This is a genomic window from Wolbachia endosymbiont of Diaphorina citri, assembly GCF_013096535.2.
Classification (GTDB): domain Bacteria; phylum Pseudomonadota; class Alphaproteobacteria; order Rickettsiales; family Anaplasmataceae; genus Wolbachia.
Genome location: NZ_CP051265.2, coordinates 248980 through 273065, shown reverse-complemented (window position 1 = coordinate 273065; position 24086 = coordinate 248980). Strand labels below are relative to the sequence as shown.

The following is a 24086-nucleotide window of genomic DNA, read 5'->3' as shown; positions in this document are numbered from 1 at the left end:
ACCCTCTCTAATCACGGTACAATACTAATTTATTATCTCTAATAGTGAAATGGAAATACCTCAAAAAGCTCATTCCAAGTAATGAATGGGACATAGAATGAGTATTAACACTAGCGTGCACGTCATTAATTAAAAAATTTCCTATTTTAACCTGAGGGATGTGAACAACACCAGCTTTTATTTGACCTTTTGCAGTTTCATATATTTTAAAGTCTTGAATGTTTTGTAAGTTAATACCAGCATGTAACGCATCTTTTTGCGATAAAACAATATCAGTTGCTCCAGTATCAAGCAGAAACGTTATATTACGATCATTGACTTGAGCTTGAATATAAAAGTGTCCATCATATGACTTTGTAAATTCAATACTTCCGCCATTTTGAACCCTTCCTTTGTATGGTAGAAAAGTGCTCAGAAACCTATTGCTTAGTTTATCCCCTTGTGAATCAATAAACATTGCTGTAATGAGTATTATCAGTAGCCAAATAACTAGATTTTTTGCTGCATTCATATTATTAAAATTTGAAGCCATAAGAGTAAATTTTTAAGATTAGCGTTAAAAGCTATTATTAAAAATAAGTAAATTTTATTGTTTTAGTACAATATTTAATATATACTTTAAGGAGGTATGTTCGATTTAATTTCATGTCAGAAGCAAAAAATTTAATTTTAGCAACAATTCTTTCTATATTGATTATAGTATTATGGCATATTATTTATGATAATTTTCTTAACACGAGCCAAAGCCAACCATCGATTGAAAATATTGAACATATCGAATCTTCTAACGACCTTGCTCCTATGATATACCAAAATCGTTCTGAAATTATTAATTCTACTAGAGAACAGAGAGTTAATTTAACCAATAACATGCTTGAAGGATCAATTTCTCTGAAAGGTGCAAGATTTGATGACTTAATCTTAACTAACTACCACTTAGAACCGAGTTCTTCTTCTCCACAAGTGGTGTTACTGTCACCTGCAGAATCAAAAGATGTATATTTCGCAGAATTTGGGTGGCTTGATCCGAATGAAAAGATTAAAGTTCCAGATTCTAAAACAGTATGGCAAGCAGATAAACTCAATCAAAAAGAGGTCAATTTATTTTGGGATAATGAAAATGGCATTTTATTTAGAATGAAAATTAGCCTTGACGATAATTACATGTTTAAAGTTGAGCAAATTATTGAAAACAATACAAAAGATAATGTAGTTTTGGTTCCCTATGGTAAAATCAATCGTAAACGTGATAATATTAACGAATCCTATTGGATATCACATGAAGGAGTACTAGGTGCATTTAACAATAAGCTAGAGGAGTGGACATATAAGGATATTTCTAAGAAGCGTTTAATAAAGGCAAGCACGAGTGAAAAAAATTGGTTTGGTTTTGCTGATAAATACTGGCTTACAGCCATCATACCTGAGAAATCAGATAAAATAAATGTGAGCATTAAACACACGAATGTTAATAACATTGATAAGTTTCAAGCAGATTTTGTTAGACCTTACACACACATACTCCCTGGTACAAGTGCTTCTACTCTGAACTACTTTTTTGCTGGGGCAAAGAAATTGAATTTACTTGATTCTTATAAAGACACTCTCAATATACCTTTGTTTGATAAGGCTGTAGATTTTGGTGTTCTTTATTTTATAACCAAGCCGGTGTTTTTACTGCTTGAATATTTTAACTTTGTTTTGAAAAATTTTGGCTTAGCAATATTATTGCTAACTTTAGTAATCAAACTTTTGATGCTTCCCTTATCTAATAGATCATATATTTCGATGTTCAAGGTGAAAAGCCTGCAGCCTGAATTAACTCGTATAAAAGAGTTGTACAAAAATGACAGCTTAAAGCAGCACAAAGAGACAATTGCGTTGTTCAAGAGAAACAATGTAAATCCAATGTCGAGCATTTTCCCTATGCTCATACAAATACCAGTATTTTTTGCTCTGTATAAAGTATTATTTGTTACTATAGAGATGAGACACGCCCCTTTTTATTTATGGATTAAGGATCTTTCAGCTTCTGATCCAACAAACATTTTTACATTATTTGGGTTGTTTAATTATAACTTTCCTATTTCTATAGGCATTTTACCTATAATTTTCGGTGCTACCATGATAATTCAGCAGAAGCTAAGTGAGAAAAGTAAAGATGATATTCAAGTAAATGTTATGAAGTTTTTACCTTACATTTCTGTCTTTATTTTTTCTTCTTTTCCTGCCGGCTTGGTAATATATTGGATATTTAGTAATATTATAACTCTGGTTCAACAATCATTAATAAAGTTGCTTTTAACAAGAAAAATGGGGATGAATGTCGAAAATACTAATAGTTAATTCAATTTATTATGATGAAATAGCAAAGCTTTTGCTTAAAGGTGCGGTCGATAGATTAAAAGAAAGTCATGCAAGCTATGACATAATTGAAGTTCCTGGTGCATTTGAGATACCAGCTACAATTCTCTTTGCAGTAAAAAGCAAGAATGCTAATTATAACGGTTATTTAGCTCTTGGATGCGTGATTCGCGGTGAAACTGATCACTATCAATATGTTTGTAAAGGAGTAATCGAAGGCTTAAATGAAGTTATTATGCATTATGCAGTACCCCTTAGTATGGGCGTAATTACCGCTGACAGCAAAGATAAAGCACTAATTAGAGCTGACAAAGACAAAAAGAACGTTGGTGGCCATGCAGCCTCAACTGTTTTGCATATGATAGATCTACACAATAAATTAAAATAATGGAGGAAAAACCAGTACATAAAAAGTGGCGCATAAAAAGAAGTACGGCAAGATTTCTTGCTGTACAAATTGCTTATTCAAATATTTTTGTAAGTTATAACAAAAGCACTTTTAAATTGGGAAATTGTGAGCTTAAGGACTACATAAGTAAGTTGAAAGATATATTTGAATGTGAAGAATTTGAACATCAGTTCTTAGAAAACTTGTTATGTAAGGTTATAAAAAGCAGTGAAGAATATGATAAAATAATAGAGTCTTATTTACATCCAAGCTGGTCCCTCTCACGGTTAAATCTTATAAGCTTATCTATCTTGCGTGTTGCAATATGTGAGTTGATTAATTGCGATACACCAGCTCCAGTTGTTATCAATGAGTATACTAACATTGCATCTGATTTACTTGATGCTCCAAACAAAATTGGCTTTATTAATGGGTTGTTAGATAAGGTAAAGGATGCAGTCAGACTAAATAAAAATCCTTAGCAAATTTCTTATAAGTATGTGAATATCTATTTTTTGAGACAGTTTCTACAATAAGTTTAAGTCATTAACACTAAAAAAATGGAGGGAAGACTTATTCCTTTTATACTTGGCTGCTTAATGATCTTTCTGGCTCCTCGTGTTCAACTTTTGGTAACTTAACAATTGAGCTTGGCACAAATTCGATGGTTACTTCTTTAGCATCATTTTCTTCAACGCCTAAACCTAACGTTTCTAATTCCTGTCCACAATTTATCTCTTCAAATATACCATCACCATTCTTCTTATATAGCTGATGTAGATCAAGGAGTTTAGTGTTGCCAAGCAAGATCGGATCAGGATTATCCTTGTATTTAATCTGGCCATAACTTGCAGCTTTGAATATTTCACCTTTTGAGTTAGTAAAATCTATGGTATATTCGCCATTTTCGTTCTTATAGTTCTCTTCAATAAATTCAAGATCCTCATTTATTACTTGCAATATCAGGTATCTTTGATAGCTACCAGTAACAATTTTCGGAGCTTTAAGCTCAGATATTTCATTATTTTTCATGATGGAATATGTTACTGAAGCAATCAGTGCAACGGTAACAGTTGCAAGTAGATTCATTCCAATTGGCCCTATCATCGAAGCTGAAGATGTCCAACATGGAACTGAAAATGCTGTTGCTGCACTTATGACACATAGAGAAGTAAGTACTATAAGTACAATGTTTGTTTTTTGAAGATAGCTCTTAGAAATTAACATAATTAACTCATTTAAATAAGTTGAAGTAATATGTAAAAAATTATTATTGTCAACTTATAAGCAATAAATTATCTACCACTTGAGCCAAAGCCCCCTGCATTGCGGACGGTTTCTTCTGTGCAGAATTCTTCTCTTTCATCCCAAATTACCTGAGATACAGGAGTGATGAGGATTTGTGCGATTCTATCTCCTCTTTTTATCTCATATGACTGATTACTTAGATTGATTAGGCAAACTTTAACTTCACCTCGATAATCAGAGTCTATAGTGCCTGGAGAATTTAAGACAGTGATTCCATGTTTTGCAGCAAGCCCAGAACGTGGACGGACTTGCCCCTCAAAACCGTTTGGTATTGCAATCATAATGCCAGTTGGAATAAGTAACCTTTCAAGTGGATTTAAAATAATAGAGTTATCCGGTGCAGCATAAAGGTCCATGCCAGCACTCTGCATAGTTGCATAACAGGGAAGAGGCAGATTTTCGCCATTTGATAACTTTTTTATTTCTACTTTAATTTTATCTCTTTGCATTTTTATTCACCAGTTATGAAAATTTGATTGTAGCATGTAAATTATGCCTGTAAAAGATAAGAAAACTACTTGACAAATTTTTCAGCTTCCTTACTATAAAACTGAAGTTGTTTTATTGCCTTCAATCTATGCAGATTAAACGACAAAAGTATTATACAGTTGGCGTCTTATAAATCTCTGCGCTATGTGTATCTTATTTCTTTATAAAACTTCCAGTTTTTTAACTATATAAGCTGAAACGGGCTGTTTAAAACAGTATAGAACGCCAATTTTTAGGATTAGAGAGTAACAACCAGCTAACGCTTTTGCCTTTTTTTATTAGTAAATTTCTTAACGTTTACATAGAGGGTGTCATTCCAGCGCGTGACGCTGGTTCCTGGATCTCAGTGTCTGGGCACTGGGATGACAAAAAAGGGGCTACTTGAATGACACCTTATGTTCCAGCATGTGACACATAATTGTACGAACATTCATTTTTGAAGACAGCAAATGGTCAGTGTCCAGACACTGTCATCCAGAAATTTTATTAAGTTGGTAAGCACAAAAGTAGCTGCTTTATGTTAAAACACAACGGTTGAAAGACTCGATTCCAGTGTCACGCGCTGGAATGACATCAAAGGGGCTACTTGAATGACATACTTGAATTCACGCTATAAAGTGAACCGGTTTGGTGTGCTGATTTTGTTTGCAGTTTCATAGTACGAATTTTTTACTTCGGTAGTTTTTTTATTGTCATTATAATTACAAGAATAGTTGAGGCCAATTAATATGAAAACTTTTGCAAAAAATTTTAAAGGTAAGGAAAGAAAGCTAGAAGAGTTCAATGAAGAAATAGAAGACATAGCAGCTGCGGCTCAAGATAAGTTTGCGCATGAACTTGAAAACATCGCATATGAAAGTGTGCAGAAATTTCGCAGTCTACTTGCTAAAGAGCTAAACTTCACTTTCAATAACATTCATTCTCAGAATGTCAATCTACTAAAATCCGGCCTAAAAAAAGGAGAAACAGCGTTAATACGTTCTCTTCTCAATATACTTGTACGATAGAGTTGCTGCTGCAATTTAATATTAAGTGATAACTAAAATAAGTAAGATTTTTTATAGATAAGTCTTACTTATTTTAGCTATATATAGAAAAGGAGGGTTGTTATGTCAACAAGACTAAAGTATCCAATCATAAATATACAACGTAAGTCTAAGCCTAAATCTTTTCCAGTAACTTTAGGAGAGGTTAAATCTTTTTTACGAATTGAAAATGATCAAGATGATAAGTTGATTTCAAGTTTTATTTTTATGGCAACTGATTATGCTCAGTGGCATATGGAAAAGTCTCTAGTAAAGCAAACGTGGCAAGTTTCATATGAAGGTTATATACCTCGTAGAATATATTTAAGCTATGATCCTGTGAATAAAATAATATTGGCTACTGATAAGAATAGAAAACTTAGTTATTATTTTAGTGATATAGGAAGCTATATTGAATTTTTCAATTATTTAAACATAATAAGGGCTGATGTTGTATATGAAGCTGGTTATGATAGTGTTCCTGAGCAAATAAAGCTAGGTATTATACAGCATGTTTCTGCTCTTTATAAAAATCGTGAGCCAGGGGTAAGTAGCCATTTGTCTGAAGTGAAGAAGGTATATTCTCCATTTTGCGAACCAAAGGTTGTTTTGTAGTTCCTATTTGTCATTCAATAGCAGATACAACAGATCTAAGTAGCTGACACTGGTTCCTTCATGACGGTGTCATCCGAGTAGCCCCTTCGGCGTCATTCCAGTGCTTCTGTATGAATATTGTAATTTAGGTTCATAAAGGAAGGTGTCATCCCAGTACTGAGATCCAGGAAAATTGATTGTAAATGAGCAAACATTTTTAATAAAATGACCAACAAGAAAAATAGTTAATTCATTTAGATAAAACTGGATTTCAGTACTGGGATGACACCACATAGTCTTCTTGAATGACACCAAAGGCGCCACTGGAGTCTGTTATATCTGCATTGCAAATACTTTCATAGCACCCCTGCAAATTGCAATCTTCGTAACCGTATCTGTGAGATGGAAAAAATTCAAATTATAAATGAGTTGTATAATAGTATTTATGCAACATTAAAAGCAAACTCTGATTTAAAGAAATATGTTACTAACATCTATGATTACCTGCCTAAGCAGGTTACTATTCCTTATCTGAGATTGCGCATAGTAAATTATGTTAACCTGCATATGCTATCTAACTTTGCTACAAAAGTAAGATTTTCATGCGACATATATACTTATCATATAAGCAGTATGCTTGCTGCTATAAAGCATGTTAGCTTGGTGGTAAAGAGCATTAGTAGTGAGACCATTTTGGAAAGTAATTGTGCTATGAATCAGCATGATGAAGTTTTACATTCAACAATTAATTTTGATATTTTAATACAAGGAGGTAGCGATGAGCAAATTACAGCTGAAAATCAAAGGTCATGACAATAATTTTGTTGTGCTGAATAATATACGAAACTTAAGGTTTACTTTGCGTAATAACAAAGAAGAGATGAAAGATATTTCCTCTTTTGGCTGGAGAAAAGTGCTTGATTGTGCTGGAAGTAGAAAGGTTACAATAAAAATTAATGGCATTTTAAATTCAGTATTGGCTGATGAATTATTGCGTAATTCTGCAATGTTAAACTCTAATAATGATTATGAGATTAGTTTTGATGCTAAGGAGAAAATAAAACTCAGGTGTTCGGTTGAATTGTATGAGAGATATTATGATCCTGCCACTTTTGACAGCTTCACTGTAGTTTTAGCCAGTGCTGAAGTTGTAAACACTTTCCATTAGTGTTAATTTAATTTTTTCATATACAATAATAATAGGTGGGGTTTTAACTAAATTAAAAAAAATTTATGAACGATGAGGATCTTTTCAAAGAAGGCGATGATAATGTTGAAGAGAATAGCGATGACAGAAGAGAAAGGAATTTGAAGAATGAAAATCAGCTGGAAGAGCAGTGCAAAGAGTATTTAAAACCTTTTGAGGATATTTTAAGTCAAATTGATGAAGGAGTTGATAATTTAGATAGCTACGAAAGGACTATGCAAGTAAAGCGAAGTATAGATAGGCTCATAGAAACCTTATATAGCCAAGCAGCATCTGAGGATATTGATGTAGAACTTGAAACCACAAAGCACACTCGCGATAAATCAGAGTCCAAGAAAAGAGTTCTGGAAAAGAGAAGAAAACAATTGATGGAAGAGATCTTAAGTGCTCAACAACAAAAGGAGCTAATGAATAATAGGCAAAAACATGAAGCAGTAAGTGATGGGGATGTTCAGAAGGCAAAAGCACGAATGAAGTCTTCAATTAGAGGAGTGTTGTTTTCAGTTATTGCTCATAGAATGGATCCAAGAAGGAGGGCAGGGGAAACTGCTGATGACAATGAAAAGCAAGCTCGTATGTACGGTAGAGAAGCAGTTGGTGGAGTTGTATTAAACAAGACTTGATCTGACACTTTAAAAAAGTAAGTTATAAAATAATAAAAGAAAGGAGTGTTAGAAATGAGTACGATACAAACAAAAATACTAAAGCCGAAACTAGGATTGCTAGAGCTAGCAAAACAGCTTGGAAATGTGTCTCAAGCATGCAAGGTTATGGGATATTCAAGGGATACATTTTATAGATTCAAAGAACTATATGAAAATGGAGGAGAAGAAGCGCTGCATGAGATAAGCAAGAAAAAACCACTTATGGCAAACAGAGTCTCTGAAGACATGGAAAGAGCTGTAGTTAATATTGCAACAGAATTTCCTGCATATGGACAACAAAGAGCTGCAAATGAACTGAGAAAAAGGGGCATAATAATCTCTGAAGGTGGAGTGAGATCTGTATGGCTGAGAAATGACCTTGAGACCTTCAAAAAAAGACTGAGGGCTCTTGAGGCAAAAGTTATGCAAGATGGAATAATTCTAACAGAGGAGCAACTTGCGGCTTTAGAAAAAGTTAAAGAACAAAGGGAAGCACATGGTGAAATTGAAACAGAGCATCCAGGTTATTTAGGTTCTCAAGATACTTATTATGTAGGCAACATCAAGGGTATAGGAAGAATCTATCAGCAAACTTTTATTGATACTTATTCGAGAGTGGCTTTTGCTAAGCTTTATACAGATAAAACTGCTATTACCGCTGCTGACTTGCTGAATGATAGAGTAATACCATTTTTTGATGTACAAAGCGTGCCATTATTGCGCATTTTGACCGATAGAGGTACAGAATATTGTGGCAAACCAGAGAATCACGCTTATCAGTTATACTTAGGAATCGAAAATATTGATCACTCAAGAACTAAAGCCAATTCTCCGCAAACTAATGGCATATGCGAGAGATTCCATAAGACTATGCAAGATGAGTGTTACAATATTATTTTTCGCAAGAAAATCTACAATTCTTTGGAAGATCTGCAGATAGATGTTGATCATTGGTTGCGTTCTTATAATGAGACAAGGCCTCATTCAGGCAAATATTGCTATGGCAAAACGCCTACTCAGACTTTTCTTAATAGCAAACACATTGCTTTTCAGAAAAATATTAGTAGCATGAAACAAGAGACTGATATTAGTTTTAACTACCTCAATTCTTCTGTCAGTTAATTCATCCCTGTCAGATTAAGTTGTGTCTAGTACAAATCATATGTACTAAACAATATCTACTAAACGCAAATTACAACAAACGCAGTAACATAATCTTGATCATCACTTAGAGAAAGGTGTATCTTGTAGTCTTTTGAGATGAAATCCTTTGTGATAGCAAGATGTGGTTTTCCCCTGATATTACTGTATATTTCTATATCTTTCATTATAATTCCCTGGCTGAATCCAGTGCCTAGCGCTTTAACAAAAGCTTCCTTTGCAGCAAAGCGTTTAGCAAAATATTTTGCCCTTACTTCTTGGCTATTATATTTTTTGCTTATCTCTATCTCCTTCTTAGTATAGACTTTATTGAGAAATTTTTCCCCGTATTTTTGTGATATTCTCAATATTCTGGGTATATATACTATGTCAGTGCCAATACCGTATATCATTTTGCGCTAAAACGATTTATTGCTTCTTCAACTTGTATTTCCTCTACCTCACCAGTTGCTCTATTTTTTACTTCAACTATATTTGAAGTTACTGCTTTCTTTCCAATAATTATTTGCCACGGCAAGCCTATCAGATCCATTCTAGAAAATTTTACTCCTACACTTTCGTCCGTATCATCGTAAAGCACTTTATCGCTTTTCAAAGCTTTGTATATTTTATTCGCAACCTCTGGTACTTTTGTTTGTAAATTGATCAAACCAACTTTAAAAGGAGCTACTGCCTCCGGCCAGATAATTCCTTTATCATCATGGAAAGCTTCTATTATTGCTCCAACAAGCCTTGAAACCCCAATGCCATACGAACCCATATGCATGTTAACATTTTTTCCATCTTGAGAAGTAACACTTGCCTTCATAGGCTTTGAATATTTGTCGCCAAAATAAAAAATATGCCCTATTTCAATACCTTTACTAACATTTAACTGTTCTTGCGGTATAGGACAAATTTTAGGATCATGCATATCGTCTGCAACTGCATATATGCTCTTCAGGCTTTCAATATCTTCGCTTTCTAGTAATTCAAAAAGTTTATTGTCATAATATAGAGTGCTCTCACCGGTGTTTGCCAATATATGAAATTCATGACTTAAATTTCCTCCAATTGGTCCTGTATCTGCCCTCACTCCAATTGGAGTAAGCCCCATTCGTTTGAAGATTTTTATGTAAGTTTTATACATCAAATTATATGCATTCAATGCACCTTCGTAATCTACATCAAAACTGTATGCATCCTTCATCAGAAATTCCCTGCCTCTCATAACGCCATAACGAGGTCTTACTTCGTCACGAAACTTCCACTGAATTTGATATAAACAAAGTGGTAAATCTTTGTAACTTTTTACCGTATTTCTAATCAAATCAGTTACCACCTCCTCATGTGTTGGACCGAAAAGCATATCGCTTTCATGCCTATCTTTAATGCGCAGCATTTCTTTACCGTAATCATCGTAACGTCCTGACTCTCGCCAAAGACTTGCTGGCTGCACACAAGGCATTAACACTTCAATCGCACCAATTTCATCTCTGATAATATTTTCAATATTTTTAAGTACCAAAAGACCAAGCGGCAGCCAAGAATAAATGCCAGATGCTGTTTGCTTGATTAAGCCTGCACGTAATAAATATTGATGAGAAATAATTTCAGCACCAGCAGGGGTTTCTTTTAAAGTTGGCAGGTAATATTGAGATAAGCGCATTTGATAAATCTGATTGTACTAAGTAATCTTAGTACAATCAGACCTTTGGGTAAACTTATTTTAAAAAGGAAGGAAAGTGTATGGTGCTTTTCTTGACATTTTCTTATTATTCAAATTTCTTTCGGCAGTCCTTAACAGAAACAGTAAATGGTTCTTGCATATCACTACTTGCTAGCTCCACATTATTCATTTTTGTTGGAGAAGAAGCTGAGCAATTATGATTATGCCTATCCTCCATTTTCTCTCTAGGGTGAATGTAAGGCATAGAATATGGTTGTGTTTCCCAATCTTCATCATCAGGTACATTACCACTATTGCTCGATAAATTATTAATAGGGCTCTCTGGTTGTAAAAATTTAGTTTCCATACACTTATCCTTGAGTATGGATAATGCTGCGTCTGGCTGTTGTACGCACTTCTTTTGCTCTTGACTGGCCGGTTTAAATTGTTCTTCTTCAAGACAAAAAAGAGAATCCTCTTGGTGATCATTTTCGTCTAAGGAATCTAGCTGTTCATTTTGAAAACCACTTTTTCCTCTTTGTTTTTGAATTGCTATTGCAAGACTATTCATTTGTTGCATACTCTCGCTATTGCTTGGCTCTTTGTCAGTTTTTTGACTTTCAACTTTCCTTACTTGATGTGCTCCTGTGTTTCGCAATTGTACGTTGCTCTCTTGCTTTCCATCTTCAGGAAGATAATTTTTTTTCTGTTCGTCTGAAACTTGTTTCAAAGTAGTACCTTTTTTAATCTCTTCAAGTAGATTGCTTCGATCATCTAATGGAATACCAGATTGTTTTTGCTGCACATCTTTTTGATTAGCATCACTAGGGCTATTTTTTCTTATTACCCTTTGTGCTGTAGACAGATCGTTTGATTTCTCAGGTGGAGGAGGTGGTGGTGGCGGTGCACTGGGTGTTCCAGACATTACTGGAAGTGATGATGTAGGAGTATTAGCACTATTGCTGTGTTCAAGTCCTTTTGCTTTCTGTAAATCTTGTGATTGTTTTCTACCAGGATCAACTCCTTTCTCGCTGTTTATTGCAGAAATGTGTGAATTGATAAGATATGCAGCTAAGCTCAACATAACCAATGCAGAAACAAAAGCAATAACTGCAGAAGACACTGGCACTGCAGCACTACTTAATACCGCTGAAATGATGAAATACGTGTATACTCCAGCTACAGGACCGGATGTACACAATAACAAAATAGCAATTGAATATTTTAAGCCAGATGACTTTTGATTTTCACTATCAGACTGTACACCATTATGTTGTCCAGTCATAGGTTTTTTCGGCACAACCTGTTTAGTATTGCTTCTGTCATTTTTAGTTTTGTCACTCGCATTATCTTCTTCTTTTGACTGAGCGCTATTTCTGGTTTCTGGATTCTTAACATGAATACTATTCTTGCTTCCTTTATCTGCAGTTTTGTCACTCGCATTATTTGCTTTCTTGAATTTTGAATTATTTTTCAACTCTTCAAAAAGATTTGGATTAGAAACCTCAGATAGACCTCTTTTTAATTGAGTGCTATTGCTGGTTTTTGATGGAGTACTACCAAGAGTGTTTTCATTTTTATCGTTATTTTTCGCTGGCTTCCAATTTTTTCCCCAATCTGCAGGTGGTGGAGGTGGGGGTGGTGGCGGAGCTGATGATGGTGTGTTATTATTATTAGTAAGCATTTTTCTTCCTCATTATGAATATAGTACTAATAATAATTAAATTATTAGTATCTGTCAATAATTTATGAGTAAGTTTATATTAAGATAATAAAATAAAAAGGAAAGAGAGAGGAGCAGTCTTCTAAGAAGAAATAGAAGCTGTCTTAAACCTCAAGTCATCACTTTGTTACCACAGCACATCATCGATGTTTTGGTATAGAGTAATCAGAATCATAAAAATAGCTGAGTATCAGCTATTTTTAGATAACCTCTCTTAAACAATTGATATTTTACAGTGTTTTTGGTAAAATAATAGCTTAAGGCTTAGAATAAAAGTTTATGAGTGAAGCACAAGGTCCAAATATTGCAGAATGGCAGGCACAGCAGCAACACCAGGAAGCTGCTAGTGAGAAAAGTGGTCTCGGTCTTGGTCATAGTGACTCTGTTGCAACAATTGTGGATGGAATGAAGTGGATGTTCAACTTTCATGAAGGAGCAATTGCTGCTTATAATAATGTGTTTGAAGGTTTGGTAAGTGGTAGCAGTCTAGTAACGTTATTTGGGAAATCAGGTAATATGTTTGGCATAAAATTTCTTGAAAGTCTTGCTGAATATTTTTCAGGTGGTGGTGGAGAAGATATGCCATCAGAAGGAATGGGTATGGACTACGGTGATGAGGGGCATCATCCGGATGATTATCCCCATTCTAACAATGAAATAGCTCAAAGTGCCGATGGTTTGCATGATATGCATGATGCAGGTGATCATCATGGCCAATCTTTTTCACCTGGTCCTTCACCATCTGTTGGTGATGATCATGAGCTTGGTTACTAAATAACTAAGAAGATTTTATTGTCATTAGTGAAAAAAGTTTCAGTTTTAGGATCAACAGGAAGCATTGGAAAAAAGACTGTAGATTTGCTCTCAAAGAGAAAGGAAGAATATCAGGTGGAAGCACTAAGTGCCAATTCTAACTTTGCTCTACTAGCACACCAAGCAAAACTGCTTAATGCAAAATATGCTGCCATTTCTGATGAAAGGTTCTACAAAGATTTAAAAGAAGATCTGCTTGGTACAAACGTCAAAGTAGAAGTTGGTGCTCCAGGTCTAGCAAATGTTGCTTCTCTACCTGTTGATCTCTCAGTTATTGCAATAGTTGGCATCGCAGGCCTTGAGCCAGTTATAAAGGTTATAGAAAGTGGTACTAAAGTTATTGCCCTAGCAAATAAAGAAAGCATTGTTTGTGGTGGCAAGTTACTGCTTGAAAAAGCTAAAGAAAGGAGCGTACAAATAATCCCCATCGACTCTGAACACAACGCAATTTTTCAAGTTTTGCAAAATGATGATAAATGTGTAGAAAAGATTATACTCACTGCCTCTGGTGGACCATTTTTAAATTATAGCCTTGAACAATTAAGAAATATCACAGTAAATCAGGCACTAAGTCACCCTACTTGGAAAATGGGAAAGAAAATCTCAGTTGATAGTGCAACAATGATGAATAAAGCACTAGAAATAATAGAAGCATATCATTTGTTCAATATCAGTCCAAATAGAATTGAAGCAACAGTGCATCCTGAATCGATAGTACATGGAATTGTCGTTTATCACGATGGATTCAGCTTTGCTGTGCTTGCAGAAACTGATATGGAAATTCCCATTGCATATGCTTTGTCTTGGCCAGAAAGATCAACTTTGAACTACAAGTTAGACTTAACAAAACAAAAAAAATTGACCTTTCAAGAACCAGATCATAAACTTTTTCCTGCACTAAAGCTAAGCATGGAAGTGTTAAATTCCTCTTCTCCACATACAAATAGTATTGTTTTGAACGCTGCAAATGAGATAGCTGTTAACGAATTTTTGAAGTCACGAATCGGCTTTTTAGAAGTAGTAGAGGTAGTAAAATCAACAATAGAAAACTTTGACAAGTACTCTGATATTAACTCACTATCTGATATAATCAGCATTAACTTTGAAAGCCGTATTCTTGCCAATGAAATCATAAAAAGTAAAGGTATCCGTTCAGCAGAGTGGTAAAATAAGGTAGACGAGAAAAGACAACTAAATGGTCAAGTAGCCCCATTTCATACTCCTGTCATCTCAATACCTTGCCTTTTTGTCATCCTAGTAGCTGACAACGTGATCCAGATTTCCATAATGTCATCCTAGTAGCTGACACTGGGATCTAGAAAAATTTACAAAGCTTATGCTAAATTCAATGAGATTAAATGAAAACCAGCATCAAGTGCTGGAATGACACCTTACCTGAACAGATAAATCACTTAGCATGTTCGAAATCAACCTGAGAGAAATTTACATCGTTAAGAACTGTATTTGCTCTATACAGACAACCACACCCTATTGCAAAGAACAGCAATGCAGCTGCAGCAAGCGGAACTGGGTTGTCAACTACGAAACATAGACCAACAGCAAGTGCTCCAGTTAACAACAAAGTATAAGCACAATTACTTTTTTGAGTGGCTGGTTCTAAAATCTGATTCCTTTTCTCTATCTTTATGAACTCTGGTTCTATTATTTCCTTAACATGTTCTGCAATACAATCTTTTGGATTTTTGTTTTCATAGTTTTTAATATTAGTTTTGATCTTTGGATGTGTAAGTAATATTTTTACCATGTCCACATTTCCCAACATGCAAGCAATGTGTAGAGCTGTATTTTTTTCCTTCTTGCCGGTCTTAATTGCCTCCTCTGCACGAGCATAATTTTGAGGTATAAATCCTTCATTAACAGGTTGTGAATTGTCAAGGTATATGCAGCGAAGATATGGACTCCTATCTAATACTTCTCTCTCCTCAAATTCGTACACTGGATAACCATCATGTTCCTTTGGTCTTCTCTCAATAACAGCTTGCTTGCTTTTAATATTTACATCAATTTTTTTATGCTCTACAAGCAACTTAGCCATAAGCTCTAAAGATTGCTGTTCTTCGTTAGTACTAGCAACAAAAGCTGAAGCAATGCACATCAAAGGTGTCATTCCATCTTCAAAAGCGTTAACATTCGCTCCTTCTTTCAATGCTTGTTGAAAATGATTCCAAGCTTCCTCAGGTGCTATGTTTTCATCACTAACATTTTGAAATTCAATAGCTTTAAACAACTTTTTTGTTGCCTCACTTGTACAAAACATTTTAACCTCCTATCACAACAAACTTGATAAAATTATACATAGAAAAAATTAAAATATCAACTATTAAGCTAATGATCCAGAATATACTCCTTCGTTAAAGGAGACTGAGCATTTTCAAAGATTTCTTGAGTACTTCCGAATTCAACAATCTTGCCATTGCAAAAGAAAACTATGCTGTCAGATAATTTTTTAGCTTGCTTCATCGAATGAGTTACCATAATTATGGTGAACCTCAATTTCAATTCTTGTATAAGATTTTCGATTGCATTGGTTGCCATTGGATCAAGAGCAGAGCATGGTTCATCCATTAATAAAATAGTTGGCTTTACTGCAATTGCACGAGCAATGCATAATCTTTGTTGCTGGCCACCAGATAAATTTAGTGCACTATCTTGCAATCTATCTTTCAACTCTTCCCATAAACCAACCTTAGTTAAACTACTTTCTACTATTTCATCTAATTTTTGCTTATTTTTCACCATGCCATGCAATTTAGGCCCATAAGCAACATTATCATATATTGATTTTGGAAAAGGGTTGGGTTTTTGAAATACCATACCAACTTTTGCTCTGAGCAATACAACATCCATATCACGTGAATATATATTACCCAGCCCATCGATTACCAGTTCACCAGTCGCTCTACATTCAGGTACGTAATCATTCATACGATTGAAACAACGCAAAAATGTCGATTTACCGCACCCAGAAGGTCCGATAAAAGTTGTGACTTTCTTTTTGCAAATATTCAAATTTATATCGAATAAAACTTGTTTAGAGCCATACCAAAGATTTAAATTTTTAACGAAAGCGTATTTATCGTTCATACTAAATCCTGCATTGAATAAAGTCCTGGAGTTTTATTCTCGCACAACCATATTGCTGCTTGAATAGCCCCTCTAGCAAACGTTGTACGATCAATTGCCTTGTGATTTAATTCTACTCGTTCATCGGAATTGACAAACATGACACTGTGATCTCCTATTACTCCACCTCCGCGAGATACTGCAAAGCCTATTCCTCCTTTCCCTCTTATATTTGAATTATTATGTGAATATTGATTGAGCTCAAAATCCACTTTTGCAGCGTTAGCAACTGCTTTACCAAACTCTATAGCTGTTCCAGATGGTGAATCCTTTTTTAAATTGTGATGCATTTCCCAAATTTCAACGTCATACTCATTACCTAAAAGCTTGGCAGCTTCTTTGACCAATTTCAGCAACACATTAACTCCTATACTCATATTTGCTGACCATAATATTGGAACTTTAGCAGCATATTCTTTTAAATTTAGACCTTCTATTCCAGTTGTGCCACTAACTAGCGGTTTTTTAAATTTCACGGCCGCCTTAAGGCAGTCTAGCATACATTCTTTAGTTGTAAAATCTATTACAACATCGGACGATTCAAATACCTCACTAATAGAACTTGTAACTTTGATTCCTAAATTGCAATTATTGCCTACAATAGGCCCAATATCTAAGCCTATATACTCACTGCCCAAGCGAGCAACAGCACCTGCTACTTCCACTTTGGTATTCGTAATTAATTCATTGAGTATTTTCTTACCCATTCTGCCTAAGCAGCCTATTACTCCAACTTTGATTTTCATAAAGCTTTTTCCACTATGTTAGGCTTTTTTTGAAGCTTTGTCATCTTTATAAGCTTAGCATATTTAGCCTTACACTGATAAAACTATAGCTATACATCGATAAATCTATTGAAAATTGATACGAGGAAGATACAAATTGTAATTAGTCAATTATGGAGAAAACGTATAAAGAAAAAAAGAGCACCAAAGAAGATGCTCTTTTGTGAAATTAACTAGCAAGAACGATTATTACTAGCAAACTTTTCGTCAACTGTTAGTCGAATAAGTAACGAATTTGGTACTACTTCATCGCAAAGCAATCTTCTTATTTCTGAGCTTTTTGCTTTTGATAAGTAGTTAGATAATTCTTGAGAAAACTCCAATTTTGCTTCTTCTGGAATAAACAATGTGTCTAATGCATCATGAAAATCACCATCTAATTCCTCTTCTGCATCATAAAACTCCTCTTGTTCATTATCCTCATTATCAACCTCTTGCTGTATTATCTTGTTACTAGCATCAGTATTATGCTCATCTTTTTCTTTATGTGCATTAACTAAGAGAGATTTATTACAGTTAGCGTTCTTTGCTTCCAGACTAGTAGTTTCTGAGCTTGGCACGCCACGCGCTTTAAAACTTTCAATAGAATCTATTACAACAAATGTTGACCCCTTCTTGAAGCCCAAGAACTTTTTCATTTGCGCTACCTGACAAAGTTCGCGTTTATCTTTTTGTAGCATATTAATAATTAGAGATACGGAACCATCATCATTATCTCTTTTACTAAAATTAATGTTAAAATCACTTTTATTGCAGTGTATTTTTATACGATATTTACCCTCCTTTTTTGGATGCTTATAATCCTCTAGATTTTGTTGAATATCATCTGCAAGACGTAGTTCTAAGTTTCCGTTAAAAATGTTGATAGTAGAAGATTCTCTTGTTACTGCCAATGATGTTAGTCGATCAACAGGTGTATTGTTAATCGGTTGTTGTGCCGTAGTAGTAGGTGTTTTAACTCCAAACGGCTGATTAGATATACTATCTACTTTAACATTTGTTGTACCAATTCCCAATCCTAACATTTTTTTCACATGCTCAATATCGTCTTGCACTAATATTTTATCGCTATCGATATACTTCCCATCTTCGTTCTTCTCTATTATCGATTCTACAATTAAATGTTTAGCAAACTTAGGAGAATTAACACTCCTCCCAGTAATGCAATATTCTCTTTTATTATACTTTAGATATACAAGAAACTTAGGATGATATGCGTCCTTGGTTAAACTACTTTTATAATCCTTAATGTTTATACACTCTTCCAAATTTAACCAAAAGTTATTCCCTTCAAATTCAAGCTCACCTAATACTGATGTTTTTTTTGTTTTTAATGGCTTGTAATTTATCTTATCCACTTTAACGAACTCTTTGTTTTTACCTAAGCCCAATACACGTATCATTTCTAATGGATTACTTAATACAGAACCTTCATCACTTTGTTTATTTACTGAAGTTATTGACACAGACTTCCTCTCAACACCTATATTTTTCTGTGAGCGATAAGGACCAGTAATATGAAAATCTCCACTGTCACATCTTACAAATGCATGAAATTCATCATATTGATATGGATTTTTATGTTTCTCTTCAAGGATTGTATAATTTTTATTTATCATAGTTAATAGTAGTTCACCATCGATAACTTCAAGACAAACTTTGGGTCTATCTATCTGCTTTGGCAGTATTAGTTGATTACCATCTAGAGTTTTTGGCAACGTATTATTTTTATTTACATTCTCATCTGAAGGTCTCTTTGGTGATATATTTTCTTGAGCAGCATTTGCTTTACTGCTAAATAACCAATTCCAACCTGATAAAACTTTTTTTGCAATCCATGAAATTCCTGTGTGATCAGCAATCCATTTAAAAAGCTTTTGTATACTTTTCCACATAGTTTACTCCTTAATGAATTTACTTAATTATTACATATAAAATTTAATTTGTCAATTTTCCCTATGGAGAAAACTTATAAAGAAAAAGAGCACCAAAGGAGGTGCTCTTTTGTGAAGAAAAGATACTCTTTAGATGTACTAGACACAACTTAATCTGACAGGGATGAATTAACTGACAGAAGAATTGAGGTAGTTAAAACTAATATCAGTCTCTTGTTTCATGCTACTAATATTTTTCTGAAAAGCAATGTGTTTGCTATTAAGAAAAGTCTGAGTAGGCGTTTTGCCATAGCAATATTTGCCTGAATGAGGCCTTGTCTCATTATAAGAACGCAACCAATGATCAACATCTATCTGCAGATCTTCCAAAGAATTGTAGATTTTCTTGCGAAAAATAATATTGTAACACTCATCTTGCATAGTCTTATGGAATCTCTCGCATATGCCATTAGTTTGCGGAGAATTGGCTTTAGTTCTTGAGTGATCAATATTTTCGATTCCTAAGTATAACTGATAAGCGTGATTCTCTGGTTTGCCACAATATTCTGTACCTCTATCGGTCAAAATGCGCAATAATGGCACGCTTTGTACATCAAAAAATGGTATTACTCTATCATTCAGCAAGTCAGCAGCGGTAATAGCAGTTTTATCTGTATAAAGCTTAGCAAAAGCCACTCTCGAATAAGTATCAATAAAAGTTTGCTGATAGATTCTTCCTATACCCTTGATGTTGCCTACATAATAAGTATCTTGAGAACCTAAATAACCTGGATGCTCTGTTTCAATTTCACCATGTGCTTCCCTTTGTTCTTTAACTTTTTCTAAAGCCGCAAGTTGCTCCTCTGTTAGAATTATTCCATCTTGCATAACTTTTGCCTCAAGAGCCCTCAGTCTTTTTTTGAAGGTCTCAAGGTCATTTCTCAGCCATACAGATCTCACTCCACCTTCAGAGATTATTATGCCCCTTTTTCTCAGTTCATTTGCAGCTCTTTGTTGTCCATATGCAGGAAATTCTGTTGCAATATTAACTACAGCTCTTTCCATGTCTTCAGAGACTCTGTTTGCCATAAGTGGTTTTTTCTTGCTTATCTCATGCAGCGCTTCTTCTCCTCCATTTTCATATAGTTCTTTGAATCTATAAAATGTATCCCTTGAATATCCCATAACCTTGCATGCTTGAGACACATTTCCAAGCTGTTTTGCTAGCTCTAGCAATCCTAGTTTCGGCTTTAGTATTTTTGTTTGTATCGTACTCATTTCTAACACTCCTTTCTTTTATTATTTTATAACTTACTTTTTTAAAGTGTCAGATCAAGTCTTGTTTAATACACCTTATGTTAGATTTTTTGTCACTAAGCGTGTCGGTGGGGAGGTTGTCAACACCAGTGCTATTAAATTGTTGAAAATTGCGAGCAAGTACTAAAATTTTTATGAAATAGTTGACATATTATACTTTTTATGTAATAATTAAATTATTATTAATTTAAGGAGTAAAATATGTTAGAAAAAATAAAAAACTTTTTTCAGTCGATTGCAGGAGGTATTGCATCAATCTGGAACAGCATTAAAAACTTGTGGTCTAGTAAACCGCAAAAAAATAGTGTAATTGAACTAGTGAAGGGTGAATCCAATGATTGGGGTGTTATTAAAGAAAATGGTAATAAGCAGTTAGTACTGCATATAAGTAATAAGAATATGTCAGAAGTTATGGATTGGAGAAATATTAATTGTAACGATTCATCAAAATATCATATAAATGTCAAACGTGACAAAGCTATGTTCAAAATTGCTTATAGCAAACTTGTTGTTACAAACAGTAATTCGTCATCCTTTATAGTGGACTCGGTAGATGATGGTAAAACTTTGTCTTGTGAGTTAGAAGGAATGAAAAAGATGTTGGGTTTAAATAGTAAGAGTACAGTTGGTAATATAGATCAAATATCTCAGAAACCTGAAATTGCAAGTTCTACATCTAAAGTGCCTGCAAGTGATAGCAAGGTACTAAGCTCAGAAGAACCTAGTAAGTTCATAAATAATCCATCTAAAGAACAACTTATGAAGTCAAAACTTATTATACCAACTTTCTAAAAGTGTATTAAACAAGACTTGATCTGACACTTTAAAAAAGTAAGTTATAAAATAATAAAAGAAAGGAGTGTTAGAAATGAGTACGATACAAACAAAAATACTAAAGCCGAAACTAGGATTGCTAGAGCTAGCAAAACAGCTTGGAAATGTGTCTCAAGCATGCAAGGTTATGGGATATTCAAGGGATACATTTTATAGATTCAAAGAACTATATGAAAATGGAGGAGAAGAAGCGCTGCATGAGATAAGCAAGAAAAAACCACTTATGGCAAACAGAGTCTCTGAAGACATGGAAAGAGCTGTAGTTAATATTGCAACAGAATTTCCTGCATATGGACAACAAAGAGCTGCAAATGAACTGAGAAAAAGGGGCATAATAATCTCTGAAGGTGGAGTGAGATCTGTATGGCTGAGAAATGACCTTGAGACCTTCAAAAAAAGACTGAGGGCTCTTGAGGCAAAAGTTATGCAAGATGGAATAATTCTAACAGAGGAGCAACTTGCGGCTTTAGAAAAAGTTAAAGAACAAAGGGAAGCACATGGTGAAATTGAAACAGAGCATCCAGGTTATTTAGGTTCTCAAGATACTTATTATGTAGGCAACATCAAGGGTATAGGAAGAATCTATCAGCAAACTTTTATTGATACTTATTCGAGAGTGGCTTTTGCTAAGCTTTATACAGATAAAACTGCTATTACCGCTGCTGACTTGCTGAATGATAGAGTAATACCATTTTTTGATGTACAAAGCGTGCCATTATTGCGCATTTTGACCGATAGAGGTACAGAATATTGTGGCAAACCAGAGAATCACGCTTATCAGTTATACTTAGGAATCGAAAATATTGATCACTCAAGAACTAAAGCCAATTCTCCGCAAACTAATGGCATATGCGAGAGATTCCATAAGACTATGCAAGATGAGTGTTACAATATTATTTTTCGCAAGAAAATCTACAATTCTTTGGAAGATCTGCAGATAGATGTTGATCATTGGTTGCGTTCTTATAATGAGACAAGGCCTCATTCAGGCAAATATTGCTATGGCAAAACGCCTACTCAGACTTTTCTTAATAGCAAACACATTGCTTTTCAGAAAAATATTAGTAGCATGAAACAAGAGACTGATATTAGTTTTAACTACCTCAATTCTTCTGTCAGTTAATTCATCCCTGTCAGATTAAGTTGTGTCTAGTACACAAAGGTTTGTTTGTATAAGGGTCTCTAAGTATTCTCATTCCTCTGTTATCTACGATCTTATAAGCTTGTTTGAAATCCGCTACTGCAATCATTGTAGGTGGCATATCAGCAGATTGATATACTGGTATTCCCATCAAAGTATCTGGTGTTTCAAGCGATAAACTCGGCTGCCAAAGATACTGACCTGTTTCAGATTTTAGTAGCCTCACGTCCTTTAACGTACTCCTGTTCATTAAAAATGATGCATTTTTAGAGTAATGTTCATTTAGAGAGTAGTACAATATCATTATGGCGTCGCTGTCTAGCTTATCAGCTTTGATTTGCTCTATTTTATCTTCGTAAGCTAAAATTCCTTTAGGCTGAAAAGTGCCATCACCTTTAATAAAGGCTTCATTCTCTTTCTTACTGAAAGTTTCGGCAACCTTTTCTACAAGCCAACTTTCAACATTGACAAATGCATCATCGAGCAATTTTTGTGATATTTGCGGCTGAGCATAGAGCTCATAAGTTGTGATGGAAATCTTTTGAATTTTAGGTGTACTTGTGTCTTGTGTAAAATCATACTTAGATTTATAGCCACCATCTTCGTCCTCTACGACTTCACCACTCCAACCTGCACCAGCACGGTCACAATCCTCTATAATATAATCCAATGTTTCAGTAGAGATTCTTTCACTAGAACATATCTGCCGCATTGGAGATGAATCAGCTATACGCTTGTTTATGCGTTTTACAATATGAGGAGTAACTAAATACCCTCCAATATCATTGTCATCTCCACTTAGGGTTTTGTGTGATAACCTGTTTTCCATTCCTTTGCGGATATAATCAGAAAAATATTTATCACCCATGTTAAAATCTGTGCTAATTTCTGGACGTTGAGCTGAAGTTTCAATAAAATCTAAGCGCTCTTTGCAATTATCAATATTACTATTTATCTTGCATAGCTGCTCAGGTCCTTTGCTTTCGATTTCTTTTAGTTTGCGATCATTTATTAATTTAAATTGCTCCCATGATGAAGCGAGTTCATTAACACGGTGAGCGATATCAGTAAGTGACATAATAGCCTCCTTTAAAAATAAAATTAGAATAGTATTGTAATTTGAAGGTAATCTTTAATCTCAGTACCTTTTCGTTGTTATGCAAACTGCATTCAGAAAAAAGACCGGTGAATGGCAGCTTAGTATAACTCAAACGCTTGTTTACAATATGGATCCCAGTGCTGGGAGGCGCCCTCATGGTAAACAACGTTCATACAACTGTATATGTATACTGCCATTCACCGGTCTTTTTTCTGGATTCCAGCATTGGCTTCATGGTAGATACAAATAAACGTAAGGCGCTTGGTAACGAGAGAAAAATTATACTGATTACTTGTTGAAGTAAAAAAAAGCAGTGTAGTATTACACCACGGTAAATATTATACTTAATTGTTAGCACTATACAGCATCCATTTTTTGTGTCAAGCATTTTTTTTCGCTGCGTATCTGTTCAGAAGAATGTGCAAATAAAGTACGTAGCTGTACAAATTTGCCAAAACAATAAATGGTATCCTTTAATTATCCTCTTTTTATCATTTCAGTCACAGCTGTACGAACATTGTGGCAATT

The 24086-nt window shown here is 34.5% G+C and carries 26 protein-coding genes; 14 read left to right on the top strand and 12 right to left on the bottom strand.

Translation table 11 applies throughout. The features are described from left to right. Positions 1–7: 7 nt before the first annotated feature. Positions 8–532, bottom strand: a complete 525-nt coding sequence (locus tag HGO49_RS01230; protein ID WP_006014802.1) for a TIGR02281 family clan AA aspartic protease — start codon at positions 530–532, stop codon at positions 8–10. Between the two features lie 113 nt (positions 533–645). Between HGO49_RS01230 and yidC the strand changes: the two genes are divergently transcribed. From yidC to nusB, 3 genes are read left to right on the top strand one after another with little or no spacing between them, the layout of a single operon-like run. After that, on the top strand, positions 646–2346 hold the full coding sequence (yidC, locus tag HGO49_RS01225) for a membrane protein insertase YidC (protein ID WP_017532308.1): 1701 nt from the start codon (positions 646–648) through the stop codon (positions 2344–2346). After that, positions 2324–2752: a 6,7-dimethyl-8-ribityllumazine synthase gene (locus HGO49_RS01220; RefSeq protein WP_017532307.1), complete on the top strand. Its 429-nt coding sequence runs from the start codon at positions 2324–2326 to the stop codon at positions 2750–2752. Before yidC ends, HGO49_RS01220 begins: the two co-directional genes overlap by 23 nt. Further along, positions 2752–3234 (top strand): transcription antitermination factor NusB, encoded by a 483-nt coding sequence (nusB, locus tag HGO49_RS01215; protein ID WP_017532306.1) that lies wholly within the window; start codon positions 2752–2754, stop codon positions 3232–3234. The genes HGO49_RS01220 and nusB overlap by 1 nt, the downstream gene beginning before the upstream one ends. A 100-nt stretch (positions 3235–3334) precedes the next feature. Here the strand turns inward: nusB and HGO49_RS01210 are convergent, their stop codons facing one another. Together HGO49_RS01210 and dut are read right to left on the bottom strand one after the other, a co-directional pair. Continuing rightward, positions 3335–3979, bottom strand: a complete 645-nt coding sequence (locus HGO49_RS01210; protein ID WP_026092668.1) for a hypothetical protein — start codon at positions 3977–3979, stop codon at positions 3335–3337. 68 nt (positions 3980–4047) lie between these two features. After that, positions 4048–4509 carry a dUTP diphosphatase gene (dut, locus tag HGO49_RS01205; protein WP_017532303.1) on the bottom strand — a complete coding sequence of 154 codons (462 nt, stop codon included), beginning with the start codon at positions 4507–4509 and terminating at the stop codon, positions 4048–4050. A gap of 768 nt (positions 4510–5277) precedes the next feature. On the opposite strand from dut, the gene HGO49_RS01200 reads away from it, so the two are divergent. The 6 genes from HGO49_RS01200 (at position 5278) to HGO49_RS01175 (ending at position 9141) form a co-directional block, all read left to right on the top strand. Continuing rightward, positions 5278–5556 carry a hypothetical protein gene (locus HGO49_RS01200; protein ID WP_017532302.1) on the top strand — a complete coding sequence of 93 codons (279 nt, stop codon included), beginning with the start codon at positions 5278–5280 and terminating at the stop codon, positions 5554–5556. A 102-nt stretch (positions 5557–5658) separates the two neighbouring features. Continuing rightward, positions 5659–6189 (top strand): head-tail connector protein, encoded by a 531-nt coding sequence (locus HGO49_RS01195; RefSeq protein WP_017532301.1) that lies wholly within the window; start codon positions 5659–5661, stop codon positions 6187–6189. A 381-nt stretch (positions 6190–6570) separates the two neighbouring features. Further along, positions 6571–6981 carry a hypothetical protein gene (locus HGO49_RS01190; RefSeq protein WP_017532300.1) on the top strand — a complete coding sequence of 137 codons (411 nt, stop codon included), beginning with the start codon at positions 6571–6573 and terminating at the stop codon, positions 6979–6981. Beyond that, entirely contained in the window at positions 6947–7336 is a 390-nt protein-coding gene (locus HGO49_RS01185; protein ID WP_017532299.1) for a phage tail tube protein, read from the top strand. Before HGO49_RS01190 ends, HGO49_RS01185 begins: the two co-directional genes overlap by 35 nt. A 65-nt stretch (positions 7337–7401) precedes the next feature. Further along, complete coding sequence (locus HGO49_RS01180; protein ID WP_017532298.1) at positions 7402–7998, top strand: hypothetical protein; 597 nt, start codon at positions 7402–7404, stop codon at positions 7996–7998. A 54-nt stretch (positions 7999–8052) separates the two neighbouring features. Then, positions 8053–9141, top strand: a complete 1089-nt coding sequence (locus tag HGO49_RS01175) for an IS481 family transposase (RefSeq protein ID WP_096616077.1) — start codon at positions 8053–8055, stop codon at positions 9139–9141. A gap of 59 nt (positions 9142–9200) precedes the next feature. On the opposite strand, the gene HGO49_RS01170 is transcribed toward HGO49_RS01175, so the two are convergent. The 3 genes from HGO49_RS01170 to HGO49_RS01160 all read right to left on the bottom strand — a co-directional run bounded on the left by HGO49_RS01170 (position 9201) and on the right by HGO49_RS01160 (position 12512). After that, complete coding sequence (locus HGO49_RS01170; RefSeq protein WP_017532297.1) at positions 9201–9572, bottom strand: holo-[acyl-carrier-protein] synthase; 372 nt, start codon at positions 9570–9572, stop codon at positions 9201–9203. Next, positions 9569–10828, bottom strand: coding sequence for a proline--tRNA ligase (proS, locus tag HGO49_RS01165; RefSeq protein ID WP_017532296.1), 1260 nt, complete (start codon positions 10826–10828; stop codon positions 9569–9571). The genes HGO49_RS01170 and proS overlap by 4 nt, the downstream gene beginning before the upstream one ends. 106 nt (positions 10829–10934) lie before the next feature. After that, the gene (locus HGO49_RS01160) at positions 10935–12512 is read right to left on the bottom strand and encodes a hypothetical protein (RefSeq protein WP_017532295.1); all 1578 of its coding nucleotides are present in this window, start codon (positions 12510–12512) and stop codon (positions 10935–10937) included. Between the two features lie 318 nt (positions 12513–12830). Between HGO49_RS01160 and HGO49_RS01155 the strand changes: the two genes are divergently transcribed. Beyond that, positions 12831–13325, top strand: a complete 495-nt coding sequence (locus HGO49_RS01155; protein WP_017532294.1) for a hypothetical protein — start codon at positions 12831–12833, stop codon at positions 13323–13325. A 27-nt stretch (positions 13326–13352) separates the two neighbouring features. Beyond that, the gene (gene dxr / locus HGO49_RS01150) at positions 13353–14531 is read left to right on the top strand and encodes a 1-deoxy-D-xylulose-5-phosphate reductoisomerase (protein WP_026092667.1); all 1179 of its coding nucleotides are present in this window, start codon (positions 13353–13355) and stop codon (positions 14529–14531) included. A 241-nt stretch (positions 14532–14772) separates the two neighbouring features. Here the strand turns inward: dxr and HGO49_RS01145 are convergent, their stop codons facing one another. The 5 genes from HGO49_RS01145 to HGO49_RS01125 form a co-directional block, all read right to left on the bottom strand. Then, on the bottom strand, positions 14773–15642 hold the full coding sequence (locus HGO49_RS01145) for an ankyrin repeat domain-containing protein (RefSeq protein WP_017532292.1): 870 nt from the start codon (positions 15640–15642) through the stop codon (positions 14773–14775). 68 nt (positions 15643–15710) lie between these two features. Then, positions 15711–16469 carry a phosphate ABC transporter ATP-binding protein PstB gene (pstB, locus tag HGO49_RS01140; protein WP_017532291.1) on the bottom strand — a complete coding sequence of 253 codons (759 nt, stop codon included), beginning with the start codon at positions 16467–16469 and terminating at the stop codon, positions 15711–15713. Then, positions 16466–17254 (bottom strand): 4-hydroxy-tetrahydrodipicolinate reductase, encoded by a 789-nt coding sequence (gene dapB, locus HGO49_RS01135; RefSeq protein ID WP_017532290.1) that lies wholly within the window; start codon positions 17252–17254, stop codon positions 16466–16468. The genes pstB and dapB overlap by 4 nt, the downstream gene beginning before the upstream one ends. A 212-nt stretch (positions 17255–17466) precedes the next feature. Then, positions 17467–19188: a hypothetical protein gene (locus HGO49_RS01130; protein WP_017532289.1), complete on the bottom strand. Its 1722-nt coding sequence runs from the start codon at positions 19186–19188 to the stop codon at positions 17467–17469. Positions 19189–19356: 168 nt separating this feature from the next. Beyond that, entirely contained in the window at positions 19357–20445 is a 1089-nt protein-coding gene (locus HGO49_RS01125; RefSeq protein ID WP_096616077.1) for an IS481 family transposase, read from the bottom strand. A gap of 46 nt (positions 20446–20491) precedes the next feature. Between HGO49_RS01125 and HGO49_RS07525 the strand changes: the two genes are divergently transcribed. The 3 genes from HGO49_RS07525 to HGO49_RS01110 all read left to right on the top strand — a co-directional run bounded on the left by HGO49_RS07525 (position 20492) and on the right by HGO49_RS01110 (position 22441). After that, positions 20492–20611 carry a phage major capsid family protein gene (locus HGO49_RS07525; RefSeq protein WP_202132371.1) on the top strand — a complete coding sequence of 40 codons (120 nt, stop codon included), beginning with the start codon at positions 20492–20494 and terminating at the stop codon, positions 20609–20611. 74 nt (positions 20612–20685) lie between these two features. Then, positions 20686–21276: a hypothetical protein gene (locus HGO49_RS01115; RefSeq protein ID WP_172758437.1), complete on the top strand. Its 591-nt coding sequence runs from the start codon at positions 20686–20688 to the stop codon at positions 21274–21276. 76 nt (positions 21277–21352) lie between these two features. Further along, positions 21353–22441: an IS481 family transposase gene (locus HGO49_RS01110; protein WP_096616077.1), complete on the top strand. Its 1089-nt coding sequence runs from the start codon at positions 21353–21355 to the stop codon at positions 22439–22441. A gap of 10 nt (positions 22442–22451) precedes the next feature. Here HGO49_RS01110 and HGO49_RS01105 read toward each other — a convergent pair whose 3' ends face one another. After that, the gene (locus HGO49_RS01105) at positions 22452–23537 is read right to left on the bottom strand and encodes a phage major capsid protein (protein WP_017532288.1); all 1086 of its coding nucleotides are present in this window, start codon (positions 23535–23537) and stop codon (positions 22452–22454) included. Positions 23538–24086 lie beyond the last annotated feature (549 nt).

Bases quoted from the DNA above. Each gene is read 5' to 3' on its own strand.
- pstB (WP_017532291.1), bottom strand. From the start codon at position 16,469: ATGAACGATAAATACGCTTTCGTTAAAAATTTAAATCTTTGGTATGGC.
- nusB (WP_017532306.1), top strand. From the start codon at position 2,752: ATGGAGGAAAAACCAGTACATAAAAAGTGGCGCATAAAAAGAAGTACG.
- dut (WP_017532303.1), bottom strand. From the start codon at position 4,509: ATGCAAAGAGATAAAATTAAAGTAGAAATAAAAAAGTTATCAAATGGC.
- HGO49_RS01110 (WP_096616077.1), top strand. From the start codon at position 21,353: ATGAGTACGATACAAACAAAAATACTAAAGCCGAAACTAGGATTGCTA.
- HGO49_RS01145 (WP_017532292.1), bottom strand. From the start codon at position 15,642: ATGTTTTGTACAAGTGAGGCAACAAAAAAGTTGTTTAAAGCTATTGAA.
- HGO49_RS01125 (WP_096616077.1), bottom strand. From the start codon at position 20,445: ATGAGTACGATACAAACAAAAATACTAAAGCCGAAACTAGGATTGCTA.
- HGO49_RS01170 (WP_017532297.1), bottom strand. From the start codon at position 9,572: ATGATATACGGTATTGGCACTGACATAGTATATATACCCAGAATATTG.
- HGO49_RS01105 (WP_017532288.1), bottom strand. From the start codon at position 23,537: ATGTCACTTACTGATATCGCTCACCGTGTTAATGAACTCGCTTCATCA.
- HGO49_RS01220 (WP_017532307.1), top strand. From the start codon at position 2,324: ATGTCGAAAATACTAATAGTTAATTCAATTTATTATGATGAAATAGCA.
- yidC (WP_017532308.1), top strand. From the start codon at position 646: ATGTCAGAAGCAAAAAATTTAATTTTAGCAACAATTCTTTCTATATTG.
- dapB (WP_017532290.1), bottom strand. From the start codon at position 17,254: ATGAAAATCAAAGTTGGAGTAATAGGCTGCTTAGGCAGAATGGGTAAG.
- HGO49_RS01200 (WP_017532302.1), top strand. From the start codon at position 5,278: ATGAAAACTTTTGCAAAAAATTTTAAAGGTAAGGAAAGAAAGCTAGAA.
- HGO49_RS01185 (WP_017532299.1), top strand. From the start codon at position 6,947: ATGAGCAAATTACAGCTGAAAATCAAAGGTCATGACAATAATTTTGTT.
- proS (WP_017532296.1), bottom strand. From the start codon at position 10,828: ATGCGCTTATCTCAATATTACCTGCCAACTTTAAAAGAAACCCCTGCT.
- HGO49_RS01180 (WP_017532298.1), top strand. From the start codon at position 7,402: ATGAACGATGAGGATCTTTTCAAAGAAGGCGATGATAATGTTGAAGAG.
- HGO49_RS01195 (WP_017532301.1), top strand. From the start codon at position 5,659: ATGTCAACAAGACTAAAGTATCCAATCATAAATATACAACGTAAGTCT.
- HGO49_RS01230 (WP_006014802.1), bottom strand. From the start codon at position 532: ATGGCTTCAAATTTTAATAATATGAATGCAGCAAAAAATCTAGTTATT.
- HGO49_RS01130 (WP_017532289.1), bottom strand. From the start codon at position 19,188: ATGTGGAAAAGTATACAAAAGCTTTTTAAATGGATTGCTGATCACACA.
- HGO49_RS01160 (WP_017532295.1), bottom strand. From the start codon at position 12,512: ATGCTTACTAATAATAATAACACACCATCATCAGCTCCGCCACCACCC.
- HGO49_RS01210 (WP_026092668.1), bottom strand. From the start codon at position 3,979: ATGTTAATTTCTAAGAGCTATCTTCAAAAAACAAACATTGTACTTATA.
- HGO49_RS01155 (WP_017532294.1), top strand. From the start codon at position 12,831: ATGAGTGAAGCACAAGGTCCAAATATTGCAGAATGGCAGGCACAGCAG.
- HGO49_RS01115 (WP_172758437.1), top strand. From the start codon at position 20,686: ATGTTAGAAAAAATAAAAAACTTTTTTCAGTCGATTGCAGGAGGTATT.
- HGO49_RS01175 (WP_096616077.1), top strand. From the start codon at position 8,053: ATGAGTACGATACAAACAAAAATACTAAAGCCGAAACTAGGATTGCTA.
- HGO49_RS01190 (WP_017532300.1), top strand. From the start codon at position 6,571: ATGGAAAAAATTCAAATTATAAATGAGTTGTATAATAGTATTTATGCA.